22 protein-coding genes are annotated in these 23,032 nt (G+C 46.7%); 7 read left to right on the forward strand and 15 right to left on the reverse strand.

Annotated features, from left to right (window positions below):
* Nucleotides 1–73: 73 nt before the first annotated feature.
* Entirely contained in the window at nt 74–688 is a 615-nt protein-coding gene (locus tag ABD744_RS13925) for a TatD family nuclease-associated radical SAM protein (RefSeq protein WP_344799127.1), read from the forward strand.
* Nucleotides 689–700: 12 nt separating this feature from the next.
* Here the strand turns inward: ABD744_RS13925 and glnG are convergent, their stop codons facing one another.
* From glnG to glnA, 4 genes are all read right to left on the reverse strand, one after another.
* A complete protein-coding gene (glnG, locus tag ABD744_RS13930; RefSeq protein WP_344799128.1) occupies nt 701–2,134 on the reverse strand; it encodes a nitrogen regulation protein NR(I) in 1,434 nt (477 codons plus the stop codon).
* Nucleotides 2,131–3,204: a nitrogen regulation protein NR(II) gene (glnL, locus tag ABD744_RS13935; RefSeq protein WP_344799129.1), complete on the reverse strand. Its 1,074-nt coding sequence runs from the start codon at nt 3,202–3,204 to the stop codon at nt 2,131–2,133. The genes glnG and glnL overlap by 4 nt, the downstream gene beginning before the upstream one ends.
* A gap of 195 nt (nt 3,205–3,399) precedes the next feature.
* Nucleotides 3,400–3,942, reverse strand: a complete 543-nt coding sequence (locus ABD744_RS13940) for a DUF4124 domain-containing protein (protein WP_344799130.1) — start codon at nt 3,940–3,942, stop codon at nt 3,400–3,402.
* Between the two features lie 188 nt (nt 3,943–4,130).
* Complete coding sequence (gene glnA / locus ABD744_RS13945) at nt 4,131–5,537, reverse strand: glutamate--ammonia ligase (protein ID WP_344799131.1); 1,407 nt, start codon at nt 5,535–5,537, stop codon at nt 4,131–4,133.
* 440 nt (nt 5,538–5,977) lie between these two features.
* Here glnA and thiI point away from each other — a divergent pair, with 440 nt between their 5' ends.
* The 3 genes from thiI to pip all read left to right on the forward strand — a co-directional run bounded on the left by thiI (nt 5,978) and on the right by pip (nt 10,540).
* The gene (gene thiI / locus ABD744_RS13950; RefSeq protein ID WP_344799132.1) at nt 5,978–7,438 is read left to right on the forward strand and encodes a tRNA uracil 4-sulfurtransferase ThiI; all 1,461 of its coding nucleotides are present in this window, start codon (nt 5,978–5,980) and stop codon (nt 7,436–7,438) included.
* A gap of 168 nt (nt 7,439–7,606) precedes the next feature.
* Nucleotides 7,607–9,424, forward strand: coding sequence for a translational GTPase TypA (typA, locus tag ABD744_RS13955; RefSeq protein WP_344799133.1), 1,818 nt, complete (start codon nt 7,607–7,609; stop codon nt 9,422–9,424).
* A gap of 141 nt (nt 9,425–9,565) precedes the next feature.
* Nucleotides 9,566–10,540 carry a prolyl aminopeptidase gene (gene pip / locus ABD744_RS13960; RefSeq protein ID WP_344799134.1) on the forward strand — a complete coding sequence of 325 codons (975 nt, stop codon included), beginning with the start codon at nt 9,566–9,568 and terminating at the stop codon, nt 10,538–10,540.
* A 74-nt stretch (nt 10,541–10,614) separates the two neighbouring features.
* Here pip and ABD744_RS13965 read toward each other — a convergent pair whose 3' ends face one another.
* Entirely contained in the window at nt 10,615–13,428 is a 2,814-nt protein-coding gene (locus tag ABD744_RS13965) for a S8 family serine peptidase (protein WP_344799135.1), read from the reverse strand.
* Nucleotides 13,429–13,565: 137 nt separating this feature from the next.
* Here ABD744_RS13965 and dtd point away from each other — a divergent pair, with 137 nt between their 5' ends.
* Nucleotides 13,566–14,003: a D-aminoacyl-tRNA deacylase gene (gene dtd / locus ABD744_RS13970; RefSeq protein WP_344799136.1), complete on the forward strand. Its 438-nt coding sequence runs from the start codon at nt 13,566–13,568 to the stop codon at nt 14,001–14,003.
* Between the two features lie 135 nt (nt 14,004–14,138).
* A complete protein-coding gene (locus ABD744_RS13975; RefSeq protein ID WP_344799137.1) occupies nt 14,139–14,321 on the forward strand; it encodes a hypothetical protein in 183 nt (60 codons plus the stop codon).
* Nucleotides 14,322–14,438: 117 nt separating this feature from the next.
* Here ABD744_RS13975 and tatC read toward each other — a convergent pair whose 3' ends face one another.
* From tatC to ubiE, 7 genes are all read right to left on the reverse strand, one after another.
* Nucleotides 14,439–15,218: a twin-arginine translocase subunit TatC gene (tatC, locus tag ABD744_RS13980; protein WP_344799138.1), complete on the reverse strand. Its 780-nt coding sequence runs from the start codon at nt 15,216–15,218 to the stop codon at nt 14,439–14,441.
* Entirely contained in the window at nt 15,215–15,688 is a 474-nt protein-coding gene (tatB, locus tag ABD744_RS13985) for a Sec-independent protein translocase protein TatB (RefSeq protein WP_344799139.1), read from the reverse strand. Before tatB ends, tatC begins: the two co-directional genes overlap by 4 nt.
* A gap of 21 nt (nt 15,689–15,709) precedes the next feature.
* A complete protein-coding gene (tatA, locus tag ABD744_RS13990; RefSeq protein WP_344799621.1) occupies nt 15,710–15,934 on the reverse strand; it encodes a Sec-independent protein translocase subunit TatA in 225 nt (74 codons plus the stop codon).
* Nucleotides 15,935–15,950: 16 nt separating this feature from the next.
* Nucleotides 15,951–16,280, reverse strand: coding sequence for a phosphoribosyl-ATP diphosphatase (locus ABD744_RS13995; protein WP_344799140.1), 330 nt, complete (start codon nt 16,278–16,280; stop codon nt 15,951–15,953).
* Between the two features lie 109 nt (nt 16,281–16,389).
* Nucleotides 16,390–18,036, reverse strand: coding sequence for a ubiquinone biosynthesis regulatory protein kinase UbiB (gene ubiB / locus ABD744_RS14000; protein WP_344799141.1), 1,647 nt, complete (start codon nt 18,034–18,036; stop codon nt 16,390–16,392).
* The gene (locus ABD744_RS14005) at nt 18,023–18,733 is read right to left on the reverse strand and encodes a ubiquinone biosynthesis accessory factor UbiJ (protein WP_344799142.1); all 711 of its coding nucleotides are present in this window, start codon (nt 18,731–18,733) and stop codon (nt 18,023–18,025) included. Before ABD744_RS14005 ends, ubiB begins: the two co-directional genes overlap by 14 nt.
* Before the next feature lie 11 nt (nt 18,734–18,744).
* Entirely contained in the window at nt 18,745–19,497 is a 753-nt protein-coding gene (ubiE, locus tag ABD744_RS14010; RefSeq protein ID WP_344799143.1) for a bifunctional demethylmenaquinone methyltransferase/2-methoxy-6-polyprenyl-1,4-benzoquinol methylase UbiE, read from the reverse strand.
* Nucleotides 19,498–19,730: 233 nt separating this feature from the next.
* On the opposite strand from ubiE, the gene ABD744_RS14015 reads away from it, so the two are divergent.
* Entirely contained in the window at nt 19,731–20,006 is a 276-nt protein-coding gene (locus ABD744_RS14015) for a polyhydroxyalkanoic acid system family protein (RefSeq protein WP_344799144.1), read from the forward strand.
* Here ABD744_RS14015 and ABD744_RS14020 read toward each other — a convergent pair.
* The 3 genes from ABD744_RS14020 to ABD744_RS14030 all read right to left on the reverse strand — a co-directional run bounded on the left by ABD744_RS14020 (nt 20,003) and on the right by ABD744_RS14030 (nt 22,854).
* Complete coding sequence (locus tag ABD744_RS14020) at nt 20,003–20,779, reverse strand: DUF8198 family protein (protein ID WP_344799145.1); 777 nt, start codon at nt 20,777–20,779, stop codon at nt 20,003–20,005. The two genes, ABD744_RS14015 and ABD744_RS14020, sit on opposite strands and share 4 nt — an antisense overlap.
* 41 nt (nt 20,780–20,820) lie before the next feature.
* Nucleotides 20,821–21,756 (reverse strand): alpha/beta hydrolase, encoded by a 936-nt coding sequence (locus ABD744_RS14025; protein WP_344799146.1) that lies wholly within the window; start codon nt 21,754–21,756, stop codon nt 20,821–20,823.
* A 228-nt stretch (nt 21,757–21,984) separates the two neighbouring features.
* Nucleotides 21,985–22,854, reverse strand: coding sequence for a tetratricopeptide repeat protein (locus ABD744_RS14030; protein ID WP_344799147.1), 870 nt, complete (start codon nt 22,852–22,854; stop codon nt 21,985–21,987).
* Nucleotides 22,855–23,032: the final 178 nt, after the last annotated feature.

Raw genomic sequence — 23,032 nt, forward strand, 5'->3', positions numbered from 1 at the left:
TGCATCAGTGCTGACAGCGACCCTTTTGGTTAATAATTCGCCTAAATTGGCTTTTACTGATCGGGAGGCTCGCATGACAGACGCCATTCAGAATACGACGTTGGTGTATGATATTGGTGACAGGCGTTACATCAATCTGACCAATGCCTGTACCTTGAAGTGCAGTTTTTGCCCAAAAAACCAAGGCTCGATGCAGGTGCATGATTTTCAGCTGGATATGAAGAAACAGCCTAAAGCCAGTGAAGTTATTGATGCGTTGGGGGATTTAACCGATATTTCAGAGGTCGTATTTTGTGGTTATGGTGAGTCAACCCTCAGGCTGGGGCCTCTCATTGAAATTGCGGCTTACGTGAAATGGCAGGGCATACCGGTTCGGGTAAATACCGACGGGTTAGCGAATTTGGTGCATGGCAGAAATGTGTTGCCTGAAATGGCGAAGGTCGTGGACGCCCTGTCTATCTCCCTCAATGCTCAAAATGAAACGGTGTACAATCGCCATTGTTTACCCTCCAAAAAAGGCGCGTATCAGGCGCTTCTTGAATTCATCAGGGCGGCACCGCTTTATATTGAGAAAGTGGAAGTTTCTGCAATTGATGGGCTAGAAGGAGTGGATATCGAGGCGTGTCGTCGCATTGTAGAAAACGCCGGCGCTCAATTTAAGCGCCGGGTATTGGATGAAGTTGGTTAAGTTGCTGAGCGATCAATGATCGCCATCTTCATCCGGGTGGTCTTTGGTTTCCAGACCAAGCTCTTTGATCTTACGTGTCAGCGTATTTCGGCCCCAACCCAGTAGGATGGATGCATCGCGTTTGCGGCCAGCCGTGTGCTTTAACGCTGCTTCTATCATGATGCGTTCAAATGCCGGTACGGCATCATCCAAAACGCCCTGTTTGCCTTTGGATAATTCTTGATCTGCCCAGTTACTGAGCGCAGCTTCCCAGTTGCTGGAGGAGGTGTGAACGTTTTGTTCGTCCAGCAATTCAGGAGGTAGGTCTGAGATGTGTACTTCGCGACCCGAGGCCATCACGGTCAGCCAGCGGCAGGTGTTTTCAAGCTGTCGCACGTTGCCCTGCCAAGGCATACTGGACATGTACTCATAGGCTTCTTCCGTTAAAACTTTGGCCTCGACATTTAATTCGCGGGCCGCTTTGGCCAGGAAAAATTCCGCCAGTTTCGGAATGTCTTCACGGCGATCAGAAAGCTTTGGAATATGAATACGAATCACATTTAAGCGGTGGAATAAATCCTCACGGAACATTCCGGCTTCAACCAGCTTTTCAAGGTCTTGGTGCGTTGCTGCGATGATTCGGACGTCTACTTTGACCGGGGTGTGGCCGCCTACGCGATAGAATTCGCCATCGGCCAAAACGCGTAACAGACGGGTTTGCGTTTCTGCTGGCATGTCTCCGATTTCATCAAGAAACAGGGTGCCGCCATCGGCTTGTTCGAAACGGCCCCGACGTTGCCCGGCGGCACCGGTAAAAGCGCCTTTTTCGTGACCGAACAGTTCGGATTCAATCAAGTCTTTTGGAATTGCAGCCATGTTCAACGGGATGAACTCTTTGGTTCGGCGTGGGCTGTGTTTATGCAAGGCGTGGGCGACCAGTTCTTTACCTGTACCGGATTCACCGTTAATCAGTACGGTGATGTTGGATTGGGACAGTCGGCCAATGGCTCGAAACACTTCCTGCATCGCCGGTGCTTCACCAATGATTTCTGTGCCCGGCTCATTGATGGCATTGAAGGTTTCTTCTTTTTGCTCTTGAGCGTGCGTTAAGGCGCGCTTCACCAGAGTAACCGCATCGTCAATATCAAACGGTTTTGGCAGGTATTCGAAGGCTCCGCGCTGATAGGATTTTACTGCGCTGTCGAGGTCTGAGTGTGCCGTCATGATGATGACCGGAATTTCAGGGTGCTCTGTTTGGATTTGATCGAGCATATCCAAACCATCTACGCCAGGCATACGGATATCACTGATGATGACATCGGGCTGACTGTGCTGGAGTTTTTTCAGAATCTCATCACCGGATTCAAAGCTACTGGTGGGTAAGTTGGCTTGTGAAAGGGCTTTTTCGAGTACCCAACGAATTGAACGGTCATCATCCACGATCCATACATTATTCGTTTTGTTCATGACGTTAGCTCCAAAGGTAGATAGATGGTGAAAGCGGTGTTGCCAGGTTCACTCGCGCACTCAATTAATCCTTCATGTTGAGTGACTATGGATTGTGCGATGGAAAGGCCTAAGCCAGTGCCCTCGGCACGTCCGCTGATCATTGGATAGAAAATGTTTTCCAGGATTTCTTTGGGTATGCCAGGGCCGTTATCAATGATATCGAGCTGGCAGACCAGTCTGTGTCGTTCAGAGCCGATCGTAAATTGGCGTAAGGCTCTGGTTTTGAAACAAATTCGGGGGTCTGAAATATTGTTTTCCTGAAGCGCCTGCATGGCGTTTCGGCTGATGTTCAGAATAACCTGAATCAGCTGGGATGGGTCGGCATCAAACTCGGGGATACTTGGGTCATAGTCACGGACTAAGGTGATTGAGCCTTTGGTTTCTGCTTCAATCAGAGCATGAACGCGTTCCAGTATTTCGTGAATGTTGGTTTCAATTCGTTCCGGCAGCTTTCTTGGGCCAAGCATTTGGTCGACCAGGCTTCTTAAGCGGTCGGTTTCTTCAATGATGACATTGGTAAACTCGGCCAGTTGTGGGTCTGCGAGTTCTCGTTCCAGCAGTTGTGCGGCACCACGAATGCCACCCAAAGGATTTTTGACTTCGTGCGCTAAACCCCGGATTAATTCTTGGGTGGTGGCCTGCTTCGCTTTCATGTCTTCTTCACGTGAAATTCGAATCAGGCGATCCCGGGACTGCAGTTCCATCAACAAGTGAATATTGCCATTGGGCTCGGTGATCGGGGTCACGACGTAGTCGATCATGATTGGATCGTTGCCCGGTATAAACAGCGTTGCTTCGCGTTTGCTGAATGGGTGTCCTCGCTTTACGGCAGCCTCAAGCAATTCTGTGTTGTCCTCATCATCAGAAAATAAGGCGCTGATGTGCATGCTAAGTACTCTGCGTGCGCTTGCTTTGAACAGCATTTCCGCTGCTGGATTCATATAATTGATGGTCAGTTGAGGCGAAAGCTCAATGACGGAAGTACTGAGGTTATCAATAATTCGCTTGTGTGAAATTTTATAATCCATAATGGTGCACGCTATAAGTGATTATCAAGATAAAGCAAGAACCAAGCCAGCTTGAAAATGGATTGCTTAGGCGCTTCTGGCGTTGATGTGGTGCGATTTAGGGCGTTGAATCCCCTACCTAGTGATAAAACCTAAGTATATTTTAGGGCAGTTAGAATTTTAATGCACTAAAACGGTGCTTTCTGAATATGGGGTTTATCTGGGTTGTTTGCGTTTAACCTGGGCGCGGTGCACATGGATTGTAATCGCCGGGCTTTGAAGGATGCTTTTACCTTGTTTATTGAGGATCTGCACTGAAAGGCTGTGTGTGCCCCGGTTTACATTTTGAACATTGAACTGGCTGTGACTGGTTGGCGCGCCGGTGGCTGACCCGTCAATTAGGAGCTGGTATTTATCTCCGGATTTTAAGGGAGGGTTGGAGCTGACGTTAACAGAAAAACTGCCTCCGGTGCCGTGGATGTTGGTGTCGTGTTCTGGTGAGTCTATTGTGACGCTGCTGTATTTGGCCGTTGTTTCGACGGAGGTTTGCGGGGCGCTTTCTTCAGCTTCTGGCGCTTGGTATGCGGGTGCTTTGTATGGGTGGAGAGGCTCAATGTTGAGTACTTCTGCGTTCGGGTGAGGTTGGTCTGAATAAACAACGGTTCCGTCTGGTGTTACCCACTTATAAACTTTTGCCTGTGCATGAGGTGCGCTTGCAATGAGGGCAGTAAGCAGAAAGATTGAAAGTTGTTTAGGCATAGAATTGGCCGACTCAAGTTTATAGTTCATTGCTTTAGTTAAGCAGAGATAAAGTGCAAGAAGTCGGGTAGATGGCATTTGGCAGACCAAATGAGGAACTTTCAGGCACTGGATAGTTTCCAGTATAGTAATAAAAAAGCCTCCCGTGTGGGAGGCTTTTTTGTGTTCTAATCAATCAAAATGAGAGATTAAACACTGTAGTACATGTCAAACTCAACTGGGTGAGTTGTCATGTTCAGACGCTCAACTTCTTCAGTCTTAAGCTCGATGTATGCATCGATCATGTCGTCTGTAAATACGCCGCCTTCAGTCAAGAATGCACGGTCTTCGTCAAGAGCTTTAAGCGCTTGGTCGAAAGATTCAGCAACTGTTGGGATTGCTAGTGCTTCTTCAGCTGGTAGATCATACAAATCTTTATCAGCAGGATCGCCAGGGTGGATCTTGTTCTTAACACCGTCGATACCAGCCATAAGCATTGCAGAGAATGCCAAGTATGGGTTAGCGGTTGGATCAGGGAAACGTGCTTCGATACGCTTGCCTTTTGGAGACGCAACGTAAGGAATACGGATAGAAGCAGAACGGTTACGAGCTGAGTAAGCTAGCATAACTGGTGCTTCGAAACCTGGAACAAGACGCTTGTATGAGTTAGTAGAAGCGTTTGCAAAAGCGTTGATCGCGCGAGCGTGCTTGATGATACCACCGATGTAGTATAGAGCAGTTTCGCTTAGACCAGCGTAGCCGTCACCAGCAAACATGTTCTCGCCGTCTTTCCAGAAAGACTGGTGAACGTGCATACCAGAACCGTTGTCACCAACAAGAGGCTTAGGCATGAAAGTAGCAGTCTTGCCGTACATGTGTGCAACGTTATGTACACAGTACTTAAGCTCTTGAACTTCGTCCGCTTTCTTAACTAGCGTGTTGAACTTAACACCGATTTCGTTTTGACCAGCAGTCGCAACTTCGTGGTGATGTACTTCAATAGTCTGACCCATTGCTTCTAGAGCACCACACATTGCTGTACGGATTTCGTGGCAAGAATCGATTGGTGGTACTGGGAAGTAACCGCCTTTAACGCGAGGACGGTGACCCGTGTTGCCGCCTTCGAATGTTTTGTCAGTAGACCAGTCTGCTTCTTCAGCGTGAATCTGATAGCTTGCACCAGAGATGTCTGCTTTCCACTGTACGCTGTCGAAGATAAAGAATTCTGGTTCAGGACCGAAGAATGCAGTATCGCCCAGGCCAGTTGAAGCTAGGTATGCTTCAGCGCGCTTAGCAACAGAACGTGGGTCACGCTCGTAGCCTTGCATTGTTGCTGGCTCGATGATGTCGCAACGCAAGTTAACAGTTACTTCTTCTGTGAATGGGTCTAGAACACAAGTTTCGTCGTCCGGCATAAGAATCATGTCTGATTCGTTGATGCCTTTCCAGCCAGAGATTGAAGATCCATCGAACATCTGACCGTTTTCGAAGAATTCTTCGTCAACTTCAAATGAAGGGATAGTTACGTGCTGTTCTTTACCGCGCGTATCAGTGAAGCGAAGGTCAACCCACTTCGCATTATGTTCTTTAATAAGTGCAATTGTATTGTTAGACATTAGTCTCTCCGCTACACATCAATTAAATCTGACCAAAAGGTATAAGGTCAGCATTAATCCTTTTGATTTCGGGTATTCCGAATCTTGTGCCAGTTAAAGCAAACAGTGTGCCAAGTGCTAAAACGATGGAAAGCCGCAAGATTTCAGGGGTATACCGCAGAGCTAACTATAACTATGCATTTTATTAGTGCAAGCGTTTTTTATTTTGCACTTATTTGGTGCTTGAGGGCTAATTTGGTGCGTTGATAGTGCGATTATAATGATCACCGATTTAAGCTGTGGTGAAGAGGAAAATTGCACTTTTGGGTTTATGTTGGGATTGTAGTGGGGGTGGTGTCAGTATTTTTGTATCGCCTGTTGTGCTCAGGTATAATCCGCCGATTCTTTGGTCTGTTGAGGTTTTGACATAAACTTCAGCCTCTGTATTGGTGTGTTCTGCCATGAAATACGTCGTTAAGTTATTCCCTGAAATTACCATTAAAAGCCGTCCGGTTCGAAAGCAGTTGATCAAACAGCTGAAAGCGAATTTAAGAACGGTCTTGAAAAGAATTGATCCCGAATTAAAAGTCTCGGGTCAGTGGGATAACGTTCAGGTAGAAACCGCTTCAGAAGACAGTGCGGTTGTTCAGCAGGTAACGGCGGCGTTGGCTTCTACGCCGGGCATTGCATATTTTATGAGTGTTCAAAAGTACCCTTATGTCGATTTCGACGACACGCTAGAGAAAGCCAAAGCGTTATTTGCGGATAAGATCAAAGGCAAGACGTTGTGTGTCCGTATTAAACGTGCCGGCAACCATGATTTTAAATCGGTCGATGCAGAACGCTATATTGGTGGTTGTTTGCGTCAGCAGTGCGAAGCCAAAGGCATTGATCTTAAAAACCCTGAAATTCAGATTAATCTTGAGATCCGGGATCAGGATCTTTATCTCGTTCATGAGCGTTATGAAGGGCTGGGTGGTTATCCGATCGGCAGTCAGGATTCAGTCTTGTCCTTAATGTCCGGTGGCTTCGATTCGACGGTTGCCAGCTATTTAATGATGCGTCGTGGTATTCAGACCCATTTCTGCTTCTTTAATCTCGGCGGTCGTGCTCATGAGTTGGGCGTAAAAGAAGTTTCTCACTATATTTGGGAGAAGTTTGGCAGTTCTCATGGCGTTAAGTTTGTCAGTGTGCCATTTGAGGGTGTGGTGGCTGAGATTCTGCAGAATGTGGAGCGCTCTTACATGGGCGTTATTTTAAAGCGGATGATGCTTAGAGCGGCGAGTAAAGTTGCTGAAAAAATGAAGCTCGATACTTTGGTGACGGGCGAAAGTATTGCTCAGGTGTCCAGTCAAACGCTTAAAAATCTGTCTGCTATTGATCAAGTGACGGATACCTTGGTGCTGCGCCCGTTGGTGACCACTCATAAACAAGAAATCGTCGACATCGCTTCTCAAATTGGTACCTATGAGTTTGCGGCTCATATGCCGGAATACTGTGGTGTGATTTCTGATAAGCCGACCACTCGTGCTTCCATGGAGCGGGTTCATAAGGCGGAAGAGGGATTTGATTTTGGTGTTTTGGAGCAAGCGCTCGAAGACATGATGATTCAAAAAATTCAGAATGTGGTGGACGACTTCAAGCAGGACGTTCAGGTCGAAGAAGTCTCTGAGCCAGAAACTACGTCGTCTGTGATCGTGGATATTCGTCATCCGGATGAAGAAGAGCAGGCGCCTTTGGCTATTGATGGCGTTGCAATCGAAAAAATTCCTTTTTATGCGCTGCATTCAGCGTTTAAAGAAAAGAGCCTTGAAACTGAATATTTGTTGTATTGCGACCGTGGTGTAATGAGCCAGCTTCATGCTCAGCAATTACAGGCGGATGGCTATACCAATGTGAAGGTATATAAGAAGTCAGAATAAGTCGCGATCAGTGACTTATTACTTCTATATAAATTACCAATAAAAAGATGTAGAATGCGCTCAAATTTTAACCCTTCAGATTTGTAGGTCTGAAGAGCTCGTTGATAAAGGTGTTTTAAATAACACATTTGTTAAGTATAGGGTCGTACGTACCCCTTGGAGAATCCTTTGATACACAGATTAAGAAACGTTGCGATTATTGCACACGTTGACCACGGCAAGACCACTCTTGTTGATAAATTGTTGCAACAGTCCGGCACATTGGATCGTAAAGATCAGGGTGCAGAACGCATCATGGACTCAAACGATCAGGAAAAAGAGCGTGGCATCACGATTCTGGCCAAGAATACTGCGATCGAATGGAACGATTACCATATTAATATCGTAGACACACCGGGACACGCCGATTTCGGTGGTGAAGTTGAACGTGTTCTTTCTATGGTGGACTGTGTTTGTTTGTTGGTTGATGCTGTTGATGGCCCAATGCCACAGACGCGTTTCGTGACACAGAAAGCATTTGAACAAGGTTTGAAGCCAATTGTTGTTATCAACAAGATCGACCGTCCGGGTTCTCGTCCAGACTGGGTTATGGATCAGGTCTTTGATTTGTTTGACAGCTTAGGTGCGACTGACGAGCAGTTGGACTTCCCGGTTATCTATGCTTCAGCATTGAACGGCTTGGCGGGTACTGAGCCTGACGAGTTGGCGGATGACATGACGCCGTTGTTTGAAATGATCGTTGATAAAGTACCGGCACCAGACGTTGATGTGGATGGTCCACTTCAGATGCAGGTGTCTGCATTGGATTACTCAAACTATCTGGGCGTTATCGGTGTTGGCCGTATTACGCGTGGTACGATGAAGCCAAGCAGTCAGGTTTCGGTAGTCGATCGTGATGGTAAAGTCAGAAACGGTAAGATTCTTAAGCTTATGGGTTACATGGGGCTTGAGCGTGTTGAAGTTGAACAGGCCACCGCTGGTGATATCGTTTGTATTACGGGTATCGACGGTTTAGGTATTTCAGATACTGTGTGTGATCCTGCTACTCCTGAGGCATTGCCAGCATTGTCTGTGGATGAGCCAACGGTAAGCATGACTTTCCAGGTGAACAACTCTCCGTTTGCCGGTCAAGACGGTAAAATGCTGACCAGCCGAAATATCTCTGAGCGTTTGGATAAAGAATTGATCCACAACGTTGCGCTGCGCGTTGAGCAGGGCGACTCTGCTGAGAAATTTAAAGTATCCGGTCGTGGTGAGCTTCACCTGTCTGTATTGATTGAAACGATGCGTCGTGAAGGCTTCGAGATGGGTATTTCTCGTCCAGAAGTGGTTCAGCGTGAAGTGAATGGCGTTATTGAAGAGCCTTATGAAAGCGTGGTGGTTGATGTTGAAGATCAGCATCAAGGCCCGATCATGGAAGAGTTCGGCAATCGTCGTGCAGAAATGACCAACATGGTACCAGACGGTAAAGGCCGTGTGCGCATGGAGTTCATTATGCCTGCGCGTGGCTTGATTGGTTTCCGTAACCAGTTCATGACGTTGACTTCCGGTAGCGGTATTTTAACATCGGTATTCGACCATTACGGTCCTGTTAAGGCCGGTGAAGTTGCTCCACGTAATAACGGTGTATTGGTTTCCATGGTTCAGGGTAAAGCACTGGGTTATTCACTTTGGATGCTTCAGGAACGTGGTCGCTTGTTCATTGACCCGAACGTTGAAGTATACGAAGGCATGGTGATTGGTCTTCACAGCCGTGATAACGACTTGGTGGTTAACCCGATTAAAGGTAAGCAGTTAACCAACGTTCGTGCATCGGGTACAGACGAAAATATTCAGTTGACCCCGCCTGTTCGTATGACCCTTGAGCAAGCGCTTGAATTTATTGAAGACGATGAATTGGTTGAAGTAACGCCGAATCATATTCGTATTCGTAAGAAGTTCTTGAAAGAGCATGAGCGTAAGCGCGAAAGCCGTAGTAAGAAATAAGACACATTAATGTGTTATCAAAGCCGTGTGGTGAAAACCACACGGCTTTTTTATTGCCTAAACAAAACGCTATATTTACTCTAGACTTAGTAGCTCAAAGCGATAATAAATTGAAAATTAGCCAGCTTTAGGATTGATGACATGCATACTCTATACCCAGAAATTAAACCATATGCAGAGCACTTTCTACCTGTTTCCGAGTTACATACGTTGCATGTGGAAGAGTGTGGCAGTGAAGATGGTATCCCTGTATTGGTGGTTCATGGTGGGCCGGGAGCAGGGTGTGATGCTTTTCAGCGACGTTTTTTTGATCCTGAGAAATATCGGATTGTACTGTTTGATCAGCGAGGTTCAGGAAAATCAACGCCTCATGCTGAGTTGAAAGATAATAACTTAGCCATGTTGATTCAGGACATTGAGCATATAAGAGAAACCTTGGGTGTGGATCAGTGGGTGCTTTTTGGTGGCTCATGGGGTTCAACATTGAGTTTGGCTTATGCTCAAGCGCATCCGGATCGTGTTCAGGCCATGATCTTGCGTGGTATTTTTCTGTGTCGGGATCAGGATATTGAGTGGTTGTACCAAAATGGTGCAAGCCGTATTTTCCCTGATCACTGGAAAGGGTTTCTGGATGCGATTCCTAAAAATAAGCACGACGATTTACTTACGGCGTACCATGACTTAATCACAGGCGGTAATGAATTAGCCAGGATGGCGGCTGCGAAAGCCTGGTGCAAATGGGAAGGCAGTTGCTCCACGTTAAAACCAAACCCTGCGTTGGTGGATCACTTTATCGATCCGCACTTTGCGTTGTCGATGGCGACCATGTGTGTTCATTATTTCGTTAATCGGGGTTTTTTAGAGCAGGATCAATTGATTCAGAATTGCCATAAGGTGGCGCATATACCAACGGTAATCATTCATGGCCGGTACGACATTGTTTGTTGTATGGATAATGCTCAGGCGCTGCATGATGCTTTGCCGGAATCGACCTTGCAGGTGGTCAGAGAGGCGGGACATTCCGCGAAAGATGCACCGCTGACGGATGCACTGGTGAGGGCGACGGATGAAATGTGTCGTCGGCTAACGGGTGAAGATGATGAGCTGGATGCTTAAAGCGAACCGGTTTACTGATTAAAATACCAAAAGGGCCATCTTAATGATGGCCCTTTTGGTATGTGCTGTTGCTGTTATTGACTGAGTTGGGGGCTGATTGCCTGAACTGTAGAGCTTTTTTGGTTCGGCGTTTTTTGAAAACCTTCAAACTCTGGGTCGGTTGTTGAATTGTTGTTTGCTGTGAGTTGGCTGTCAAAGCTTACGGTGAAGTCGATGCCGGAATGGCTTTCGTTGACCGAAATGATGCTGGTTTGACTCAGTGTCGGATACGCCCCGCAGCTTTCACCTGAGTCGCATATGAGGTTATCGTTATTCATGTCTGTGCCTGCAACGATTTGATAATCGCCAGAAGGTATCCCTTGAATTTCGTAAGTGTATTGTCCGTTAGAGCTGGCCGCTCCGGTAAAGGCTACCGTGACCTTGTTGTCAGGATCGGCCGGATCGATCACCAGAATATAAATATAACCGGCGTCTGCTGTGATTGGGTTGGTTGCTACCTGCATTTGGATATTCAGTATGCTTGAAGTGGTTCCCGCATCAAAGGTGATGTCTGCCGAATAGTTCCCGTCGCTCAACCCGGTTCTGTCGATATTGATGGTGTAGCTGCCAAAGTTATTGCCATCGACGTTGTTGGCGGTGGCGGAGGCCCAGGATTCAGTACTGGTAATGCTGTTGATGGTTAAGGTTTGTTCGCTGCTGTCACTTACGGTAATCGCGCTGGAGGTGTTGAAGCTGCCAAAGTTAATGGTATTGGAAGATAAAACTACAGAGGCCGGTGCGTTGTTGGCACCACCTGCGGCAATGACTGCTTTGCGGGCGTTAATCAGGCCGTAACCAAACTGGTTATCAAAACCGGGTGTGCCTATGTCGTCGGTTAAGTCTCCGGCCTGGAGCAGTGCCACGAATTGGTCTGCATCAATATTTGCGTTGGCTGATTTCATTAACGCCGCTACGCCTGCCACATGAGGTGCAGCCATGGAGGTGCCTTCAAAAAAGCTGTAATTAAATTCAATGTTGCCGCTGCTGTCGTCACCGGCGGTACTGAGAACACCGTCCGGGAAACCATCATTGTTGGTGTCTGTACTGATAGCGCCGCCAGGTGCTGCAACGTCCAGGGTGTTGCCAAAGTTGGAATAGCTGGCTCTCTGGTTGCTGATGTTGGTCGCGCTGACAGAGATGACGTTGTCATAACTGGCCGGATACTCCGGAGAGGGTGTATTACTGTTGCCGGCAGCCGCAATGACAATGATGCCCAACGCTTCTAATTGGTTAAAAAGGTCTTGTTCGGCCTGAGAGGAAGAGGGGGAGCCCAGACTTAAGTTGATAATGTCTGCCCTTTGAGCTGGCGTAGTGCCTGAATCGTTGCTTAAACCTGCTGCATATCGAAGACTTTGCATGATGTCGTAGTTGGTGCCGAGGCCGTTTTCACCAAGAACCCGCATCGGCATTAACCGTACCCCGCCAGCCACGCCTGCGCCACCAATGGAGTTATTGGTGGTTGCTGCAACCGTACCTGCGACATGTGATCCGTGGAAGCTGCTTGAGCCGTCGTTGTTGGACTTATCACCAGGGTCGTCAGGGTTATTGTCGATGCCGTCGCCGTCTAAGGCTGCATCGGCGTCGCTAATGAAGTCGTAACCGCTGATGACTTGGTTTTGTAAGTCGGGGTGATTCAATAACACGCCGGTGTCCACCACCGCTACGATCACATTGCTGTCACCCGTTTCGATGTCCAATGCTTCTTCTAGCTGAATGGATTGATAATGCCATTGCAGGCTAAAGTGTTGGTCGTTTGGGGTGAAGAGTTTGGTACGAATGTAGTTCGGTTCGACCAGTTGATACTCACCGGAAGTATTTAACTCGGCAATCCATTTCAATGTGTCCAATTTCTGCTGTTCGGCTTCGGCCCACTTTCCGGCATCTAGGGTGGGCTTGGTGTTGGTATTGGCCTTTACGCTTGCGGTGTTTAGGCTGGCAGGCATGGTCAGTTTACCAATGTTCGGCGACTGGCTGGCACTGTTGACAGAAACAGCTGCTTTAGGTACAAAAATAGCCTCACCGATGACGAAATCGGAACTTACGCTGGCATTGGATGAGGATGCGTTGGCGCCAGCATTACCAATGTTTAAAGAATAAATGGCGGCATTAGCCTCAGCACGTACTTCAATGAAATAAACGCCGTCCTGATTTATGGTCAGGGTATCAGTAGCTGTGGCGTTGACGGCACTGTCGACCGGATTTTGGTTTTCATCGTAGAGGTATAAGTCCAGGTTGGGCGTTGGGTTTGCATTTTGATAGTTGGCAATGGTCAGGCTGATGGTTTGGTTATTTAACAGCTGAGCGCGATACATGTCGCTGGTGTCGTTTGAGCTGTTTGCGTAGCCTCCAACCGTTGCCGGGTTGGGGAGCAGTTGAGCCTGGTCAAACGTTCCGTTGGGGACACTGACGTTAATGTCTGCTGTGTCTGAATCTGCTACCGAGGTGTCTGGCGCGGTGATGGTGCCACTGATGGTATGGCCTAAAGCGCTAACGTCTCGGCTTAAGTTGTGTGTGCTCCCATCTGATCCTGTAACGGTTAATGTAATGGTGTAGTCGCCAATGCTTGTGTATGTGTGGCTGCTCGTTACCCCGGTTGAGATTGAGCCGTTGCCGAAGTTCCAGCTATAAGCGCTTGCATTCGTGGAAGCGCTACCGTCTACGTTTACGGTGAAAGGTATCTCTCCGGTAGTGGATGATACGGTAAATGACGCAGTGGGTGGGTTATTGTTGTTATTGTTATTGCTATTTTCATCGCTCCCGCCGCCGCTTCCTCCGCCACCACCACCGCAGCTGATGAGTGTGGTGGAGAGGAGAAATAGACCGATGATCTTAAAAAAATGAATTAACACAATAAGTTACCTGGTGAGTGCAATGATGATTTTGTGTCACTTACCTTAATTATAAAAGAACTTATTCGTGTAAATGTGTAAAAATGATGACTATTCGTCACAATTCGGTCAAATCAGATAAGGTGTAAGTAACAAATATGAAGGGTTTGATTCAAAGAGTCAGTAAGGCCAGCGTGAAAGTGGATGGTGAGGCCGTTGGTGCGATTGATCATGGGATTTTGTTATTGCTTGGTGTGGAAAAGGTGGATGATGAAGCCTCAGCAGAAAAGTTGTTGAAGCGTATTCTTTCCTACCGGATTTTTCCAGATGATGAAGGCAAAATGAACCTGAACCTTCAGCAAGTGGGTGGTGGTTTGTTGGTGGTGTCTCAGTTCACCCTGGTGGCTGATACCAAAAAAGGCACCCGGCCAGGTTTCAGTAAAGGGGCTACGCCAGAACAAGGCGAAGCTGTGTATAACCACTTTGTGATGAAAGCAAAAGCGCTAAACTCAGTCGTTGCTACCGGTCGATTCGGTGCGGACATGAAGGTTGAGTTGTTAAACGATGGACCGGTAACATTCATGTTAGAGGTTTGAGTGGTTGCAAGGGACTCATCCCGGTCTAATTTATTGAGCTTGATCTATAAAGTTACATTTGAACTGGTCAGGCGCTTATAGTTTTGGGTACAATGGCGCATCGAATTTCAACACACTGTGTAGGGGTTATCGTCAATGGACGCAAAATTGTTGGCTGAACTGAAAGAGAACGCGGAAGCGATTAAGTTTGGTTTGTTTCGTATGGGTAAGAATCGTGTTGCTGCGATGTCAACTCACGTTCATAAGGAAGTAGTAGAAGATCTTGAGCAGCGTGCTGCGAAAGTGTTAGCTTCAATTGAAAAGCTTTCTGCTGAGTAATTAAAAAGTCTTTACGGTTTTTCCTGCCGGTAAGCATAAAAAAAGCGCTTTTGATAAGCGCTTTTTTTATGTCTGATCGTTTTTAATATCGAAATAAATTCTCGACTTACGGGCTGTTTAAGGTTCTGATTCTTGTTCGGACTTCTGTTCTGAGTTAGCACTCTTCTCTGGTTTGTCTACCAGGCGGGCAAATAGCAAACCGACTTCAAACAGCAGCCACATGGGAACCGCCAGTAATGTCTGAGAGATTACGTCAGGTGGGGTGATGAGCATACCAACGGTGAAGCAACCAATAATGACGTATGGGCGCTTTTCACTGATGCTGGCAACATTGGAGATACCAGCCGCAATCAAAAGAAATGTGGCAATGGGAATTTCGAAGGCGATGCCAAAGGCGAAAAACAGCTTCAATATAAAATCAAGGTAGCGGTTGATGTCGGTCATGATCGCCACGCCTTCTGGACCTACGCTGGTAAAGAACCCGAAGATGATCGGAAAAACCACATAAAAGGCAAAGGCCATACCGCTGTAAAACAGTAATACACTGGAAACCAAAAGGGGGATGGCAAATTTCTTTTCGTGTTTGTATAGACCAGGGGCAATGAAACTCCAGATCTGATGAAGAATAAATGGCACCGACAAAAAGATGGATGTCATTAATGTCAGTTTAAACGGCGTCAAGAAGGGTGATGCAACGTCCGTAGCTATCATGCTGGTGCCTTCCGGCAAAAACCGCCTAAGAGGTTCAGACACAAACAAATACAGTTCGTTAGACCAGGAATAAATACCAGCAAATAACACGAGGATGATCAGAACGGAGCGAAGTAGTCTGTCTCGTAATTCTGTTAGGTGCGTAATGAGCGGTTGGCTATTATCGGCTTGAGGTGTTTCTGTCATGACTTGTCGTTATTTGGCGTCAAAGAAGACGTGGTTGACGTTATTTCCTGTTCGGTTGCATCGGCAGGGGAAACGTTGTTTATGTGTTCTGATGACGGATTGGCTTTCGTTGGCCCTGTGTTAACAGAATCATTGTTGTCAGAATCGTTAATATCAGAAAGAGAGGCTTGTTTTGCAATGTCAGCCCGTATTTTACGTTCCTGCTCCAGAATCTTTTGGTTGTAGCCGTCTGCGTCAAAGCCTGAATTAAGCGTTTGTTGCGCGAGGTCGGCTTCTTTTTGAATTCTTTTACGCAGCTCTTCTGCTTCAAATTCACTGTTGATCTCATTTTGGATCGATTGCCAACTGCCTTTGATCTTGCCTATGATCAGCCCTGCTTTACGGACAGCCCCAGGTAATCGCTCCGGGCCTAAGACCAGCAGGGCAATTACCACCAGGATGAAGAGTTCAGAGAAGCCAATATCGAACATAGTGACGTAATACCTGTTCTGTTAGTGCTTGGTTTCTTCTTTTTTGGCCGTGGTCGCCGTTAAGTCATCGTCTTTCTTTTCGATATTTTTGGTTGCTTCTTCTTCGCCATCTTTCATTGCGCCTTTGAAGCCTTTGATTGCGCCGCCAAGGTCAGAACCAATATTACGCAGTTTCTTAGTTCCAAAAAGCAGCACAACGATGCCAAGAATAATAACCAGTTGCCAAATGCTGATTCCAGCCATGATGATTTACCTCTGTAATCTATTTGTTTCGGTTTGCTTTTTCTTCCAGTCCGGACAAGTCAAACCGACGTTCCAGTTCTTTCAGTACTTCTTCGACATCAAGGTCCAGGTGGTTGAGCATCACCATGGTATGGAACCAAAGATCAGCCGTTTCATAGACCAAGTCGTTTTTGTCGTTCGTGGTTTGCACGTCTTTTGCTGCAATGATGGTCTCAGTGGCTTCTTCGCCAACTTTCTCAAGTATCTTGTTGAGACCTTTACTATGAAGTTTAGCTACATAAGACGTTTCAGGGGACGCTGATTTGCGTTCATTGAGCACTTTTTGCAATGAAGAGAGTACGTCGTTCATATGATAATTTTTTTATTACTGGCCGTTAAGTGTATGGTGCCACTGTAATGGGTTTATAGTGGCTTGTCTATGTCATTGGTGGAACGATGCCGTTCTTATTTGATGCAGATCAGTATCGCTTAAGAGCGATCAAATAAACGCCTGCTGCTAATAAGCCCCAGGTCGCTAATGGAATACCGGAAATCACTGCATCCAGGTTATCTTGAGTTAAGGCAACTGCGCCTGAAATTAACGCTAAACCTAACCAGCGACTTCTTTTGGCTTGTTCCTGGCTGCTGATTTTATCCTGAAGCTGATGGATTTGCTCTTTTTGTTCTTGTCGGAACTGGTCGGAACTGCGAAGCTGCTCCATGGCATGAATCATCAATTGAGGCAATTGGCGAGTTTGTTCTGCCCAGTCTGCTGCGTGGATCTGGAAGTTTTTTAACACTTTGGGCGGCGCAACACGGTCTTTCATCCAACCTTCCAGATAAGGCAGTGCCGTTTGCCACAGATCGAGGTCAGGGTACAGTTGGCGGCCTAAGCCTTCGATGTTCAAAAGCGTTTTTTGCAATAAAACCAATTGGGGTTGTACTTCCATATCAAAGCGGCGCGCGACTTGAAAAAGCCTTAACAGGAAGTGGCCGAAACTGATGTCTTTGAGCGGTTTTTCAAAGATGGGTTCGCAGACGCTACGGATGGCCGCTTCAAATTCATTCACTCTTGTGTGCTTTGGAATCCAGCCGGAGTCAATGTGTAGTTGCGCGACTTGTCGATAATCTCGGTTGAAGAAGGCCAATAAGTTTCGGGCCAGATAGATTTGATCGTTTTCGGTTAATGACCCTACGATGCCAAAGTCCACTGCAATGTACTGGGGTGAATGTGGGTGTTCACGGGAGATAAAGATATTTCCCGGGTGCATGTCGGCGTGGAAAAAGCTGTCACGAAACACTTGAGTGAAAAAAATCTCGACCCCTCGCTCGGCCAGTAATTTCATGTTGGTGTCTTGCTTGTACAGTTCATCCACTTCTGCCACCGGAATGCCTGAAATTCGCTCCATCACCATGACGTTGGTGCGTGTATAGTCCCAGTACACTTTTGGCACATACAATATTTCGGAGTTTTCAAAATTTCGGCGCAGTTGAGACCCGTTGGCGGCTTCTTTTTGAAGATCCAGTTCGTCGTAAATGGTGTGCTCGTAGTCTTCGACAATTTCTTTCGGGTGCAGTCGATGTCCTTCAGACCAGTAGCTTTCCAGCAAGTGCGCAAACAGTTTCATTAGCGCAATGTCTTTCTGAATGGTAGGGACAAGGTTGGGGCGAATGACTTTCACCACAACGTCCTCTCCGGACTTTAGCTTGGCGGTATGCACCTGTGCAACGGAAGCGGAGGCTAACGGCTGGTCGTTAAAGTCTTCAAATAAATCGTTGATCTTGGCGTTAAGTGACCTTTCGATGATCGATAAAGCAAGCTTGGATGAGAACGGTGGAACATTGTCTTGCAACATCTTGAGTTCATCCGCGATGTCGTCTGGCAAAAGATCGCGTCGGGTTGACAGTATTTGACCAAATTTGATGAATATCGGGCCTAATTCCTGCAGCGCCAAACGTAAGCGAGCACCTCGGCTGAGGCTTTTAGGCACCGGTTTTAACTTCCAGGGAGCCAGCGCGAGCAGTGCTCTCATGTACCAAGGCAGTAGGGTTAAAGGAATAAGTTGGTCTAAGCGATACTTGCTGATTACCCAAATGATCACCAGAATCCGTTTAAGGCTGGTCACTAACTACTCCTTGCTGATTACTGTCTTGGTCGAAGGCATTGCTTTTTTGATTAGCACTTTGCTGCTCCAAATTGCTGATTCTTGCGTTCAGTCGGTCGGTCTGAAGCCTGAGGTGTGTGACGAGCTCGCAGTAATAGTCGATTTCACTGGCATGAGGAAGCGTTCTTAATTCGTGGTGAATGTACTCTTCCAGGTTCTGGGTCATGCTTTGATGGGTTTTTTGTAACCATTTGCCGGAGGCTCGAATGCTTTGGCCTATCTGATGAGCAATGACGTCCCCGGTGACTTTAGCGAGAACGTACTCCCAGTCAATGTTGAGTTCCAGTGCGATGGTCATGATCTTCTGCGCGAGCTGTTCATCGCCGTTGATTTCAATGTCGCTTCCAAATAAAGCGCCATTGATGTCGTCGGCGAGGGCTAGACGAATGAAGTCAGAGGTTGTCCCTTTGATAGATAAATCCGGGATTGATAAGTCCGTTTTTGGAAAGTCTGGCTCGTTTTCGGGAATGGAGCTTAAACGCACGCCGTCATTTAACAGTTGCACACCGATGGCGACGTTCGGCTGTTTTAATCCGAACGAGAGGTGTTTGCCCTCCAAACGGGCCAGTTTGGAGAGAGTTACTTCATCGAGGGCAAGCGCCTGATTGATAACGCCTTCAATAAGCGCGAGGGTTGCCGTTGAAACCATCTGGTACATAACGAATCAGCTTAAGGCTTGATGCCTTTGTGCAGAGCAACGATGCCGCCAGTCATGTTGTGGTAGTCGCAACGAACAAATCCTGCGTCTGCCATCATGTCTTTCAGCGTTTCCTGATCCGGGTGCATACGAATGGATTCGGCCAGGTACTGGTAGCTTTCTGCATCGCCGGCAACGACCTGACCAATTTTAGGCAACAGGCTGAACGAGTAGGTGTCGTAGACTTTTTCTAACAGCGGATTGGATGGTTTAGAAAACTCAAGCACCAACAAACGGCCGCCTGGTTTTAATACACGTAACATAGATCGAAGCGCTTTGTCTTTGTCGGTCACGTTTCTCAAACCAAAGGCGATGGTGATTACATCAAACGAGTTGTTTTCAAATGGCAACGATTCTGCGTTTGCCTGTACGTATTCGATGTTATCTGTCAGGCCTAAGTTGGTCAGTCTTTCTCTGCCTACTTCCAGCATGGAGCTGTTGATGTCTGCCAGAACTACCTGGCCTTCTTTTCCAACCAGTTTTGAGAATTGTTTTGTCAGATCGCCGGTTCCACCTGCAATATCAAGAATGCGATGACCTTTTCGTACACCGCTCAGGTCGATGGTGAAACGTTTCCATAAACGGTGTATTCCGCCAGACATTAAATCGTTCATGATGTCGTATTTGCTGGCCACAGAGTGAAAAACGTCTGCAACTTTATTGGCTTTCTCGTTCACAGGTACTTGCTTGAAGCCAAAGTGGGTTGTTTTATTTTGATCCGTCATAGCGAAATAGATCCAGTTGAAGCAAAAAATTGTCGCTATTCTAACCCCGAATAGGGGGCCTTGTCTTTTGATAAAGGTCAATTTGTTGAATTCATGAGCTTTGAGGTAGAATGCTGGCCGATTGAAAATGTATGTAGTCATTTGTTCACCCGCAGGTATTTACCCGCACGGTTAAATGAACCTGAACTGCCTATGATAAAAATAAAGGCAGTTTCTTATGATGGTAAGGTTGTATGTCGAAAATTCATGTAAAACGAAATCATTCTTTAGGCATTGAAAAAGCGCTTGAAGATGCTGAAAAGCTGGCCTTGATGTTGGCGGATCGTTTTGATGCAAAATATGAATGGCAAGGAAATAAGCTGGTATTTCATCGTACGGGCGTAAAAGGTTTCCTGGATGTCACGGAAACGACGTTAGAGGTAAAAGTTGAATTGGCAATGCTAATGCGGCCTTTTAAATCAGTGGTGGAGCGGGAAATTCACAATTACTTTGAAAAAGAGTTGCGTTAGCTTTCTCGATCAATATGTAAGTCTATACTAAAGGGCGATTGTTGGCCTGAATTAAGGTTCGTAATAATTTGCCCTTCCCGAAACGAAATGATGTTCATAAATTCGTTCGCGCCGCCCAATGCTTTAAATGTGCTGAAACCCCTTTCCAGAAAATCATGCAGGTTGCCCAGGCCTTTTTTGTGGGCGGGTTTTCGAATGAGTTTCAGTGTCCATGAGATAAGTGGGATTCTCACCAGGTGATCCAGGTCGTGACCGATTTGCTTAATCAGATTGAGTTGATGTGTTCTTAACTCGCCAGCATTGCAAGCCTGGTAGGCTTGGATATATTTCTCTTCGGTAATTTCCTGGTTAAGGTCTTCTTGTCCGTGATTCAGATTTAACTGAAACAGTTTGTCTGCCAGCTGTTGGTCGAGTTCTGCTGATAGAATATTGAGCTCAACGGCTTTGGCGACGGTTTCCAGTGTTTCATCTGGTAAGAGCTTTACCAAGGTTGGGAATACGCGTTCTAAATCTCTGTCTCTTTGAATGGCATTAGGCGACAAATAAAGGTCGTCCACAAAGTAATGGGCGGCTTGTTGGTACCGTTCAGAAGCAAACAGGTCTGCGTGGGTGTGTTTGAGGCGGCTGGTTTGCCAGTGCATCAACGACTGAAGATGTTGGGCCTGGTTGTTAATGGGGAGGGCACTGTGCCGTTGTCTGTTTTTGATCAGTAGCTGACGAAGGGCTTCACCATGAACTCCGGAAACAGGTTTCGCCAGCTTGTCTTTTAACATCTTTACTACTCAATTCAGCGGTTGCTTTGTTAAATGCAACCCTACTGAAGTGACAGAGGTATCGTCAAGGGCGGAAGCCAACTTGAATCATCAAGGGTGATAAAATGGCTTGTGCCGGTAGTTTCCACCACGCGAATGTTGTTGGGTGACGACAAAGCACTTTCCAGCATGCTTTCTTTGCATAAAATGCGATCCCTTTCGGGAATGAGAATGGTACCTCGGCGAATGTGTTTGAAAATATCCGTTGAGGTTTTATCCATCCAGGTCTCGATGGAATGGATATTTTTGATGATGGTCATCGCATTTTGAGGATTTTTAAATAAGTGCTCCAGCAGCTGCTTCTTTCGGCCTTGTGTTTCACCAAAGAAGGCTTGTGAATACGTGATGAGCGGTGTCTTTTCAAGCAGTCTTAATGCCCATGGCCACATTCTTGGTGACATGTTGTCCACAAGCGCTTTTGGCATTGGGTGAATTTTTCCCTGAGGTAAAACGGGAGCTTCAAGCAAGATTTCAGCGTCTTTGAATAAATCGGGACGTTGATTGACCGCCTCAAGAATGACCCCGCCACCTCGGGAGTGCCCATGAATTCGTACATTTTTGGAAGTGGCTAACCGCTCCATGGCCTGAATCAGGATGCAGGCATCGTATTCGATGGAAGATTCCGGGTAATCGGGTTGATCAAACCAATCCGCGTGGGTGTGTTCAGGCCCGGTGACCGGGATATGATAATTACTGCAAGTCAGTAAGATCAGTTCGATGTCCGACTGAGCGTATGTTTCGGTAAAATAACAATGATTTTCCAGAAAACCGTGGACGGCAATCACGGTGTGCTTTGCAATGCCACTGTGGTTTCTGACGGAAACTCCCGCAGTGCCACATTGGTAAACTTCGCCACTGAACAACTCTTGATAAGTCTGCCTGATTGGTTCAGATAGCTTATGGATCGTATTGGTTTTTGCCATAGATGAAGCACCCATGTTTTAGTCCTTAGCGCGAACTGCCATCGCTACTGTAATTATCATTATAGTCAGACCTTTATGCCACATAATTAAAGTTGAGGGTATAAGAGGAAACGCAATGTTGTAATTTGTAGCACAATGTTACATTCAGAAGAGAAATAAAGGCCCTGAATATCTACAGAGCCGTAGGGCTATATAGAGCCGTAGAGCTATATAAAGCTGAAACCGTTAAGGCGAAGTCGGGGGTTATTGAATTTCAGCCAGTTCGTCAATGGCTGCCTGCTGGTCAAGTTGTTCCATGGCATCGTAAATCTGGCAGCTGGCGGCTTTGTCATACAGTTGCTGGGCTTCTTTTAACTTTGATGGGCCGAACATCATGATCAGACCGTCTGCGTATTGGGTGTAGCCAATAGGAAAGCTGGGGGCAATTCGAATGGCAGAACGAAAGTGTTTTAAGCCTGCATCCTTGTTGGCACCGTAGGACAGGCTGGCGACAAGTTTACCTACCTGGTCGATGATCTCTGCGTGATACGTTCCAAATGCAATTTGAGCTTCTGCGTGCCGGGGGGCTAATTCAAGTGTTTTTTCGAGGCTCTTTCGTACTTCTTTACCGTAGCCCTCGGCCAGCGCTTTCGTGATGGATATGCCCTGACTGTATCTGCCTAACGCGTAACTTCGGTTGTAGTGAGATTCCGGGTTAGTCGGCATGACTTCAATGGCGTGATCTGCCAATCGGGTGGCTTCCTGGAAAAGGTCTAGTTTTAATGACTCGTTGGACTCCAGGTGGGTTGCGTAAATAGCCATTGCCTTAGAGGCCAGATTCAAACCGAACAGGCCGGTGGCCAAGCCAATCTCTGTGGCTTTTTGGTAATTCCCCAAATGAAAATGGAGCCAGCCAAGCTTTAGCTTCTCGGCAATTTCAGACAATGAGTTACTGCCCAGAGAAGCTGCTATGATTGGGTATTTGTGTGTGATTTCAGTGAGAGACGCAAAAGTTGGATAGACTTCGGCATTACCGATATGAAGGCGGTGCCAGTTGCTTTCAAGCTTTTCAAGAGTTAATGAAACCGGTGTGAGTTGATAAGGTGTCCAGGTGTATTGAAGTAACTGATTCATGATGGCTATTACGCGAGTACTGTTTATTGGAATTATTATTTAGTTTTTATCTGCATTCGCTAGGATAGACACTTATAACGGGCATGTGAATAACAATGAACAGAATGCATCCATTAGTATGCATATTCTAATCGTCATTGATAGTTTAAATGTTGGACTGGCGGTACTCGTTTCAACG

The organism is Litoribacillus peritrichatus (assembly GCF_039537985.1).
GTDB classification, from domain to species: Bacteria; Pseudomonadota; Gammaproteobacteria; order Pseudomonadales; family Litoribrevibacteraceae; genus Litoribacillus; species Litoribacillus peritrichatus.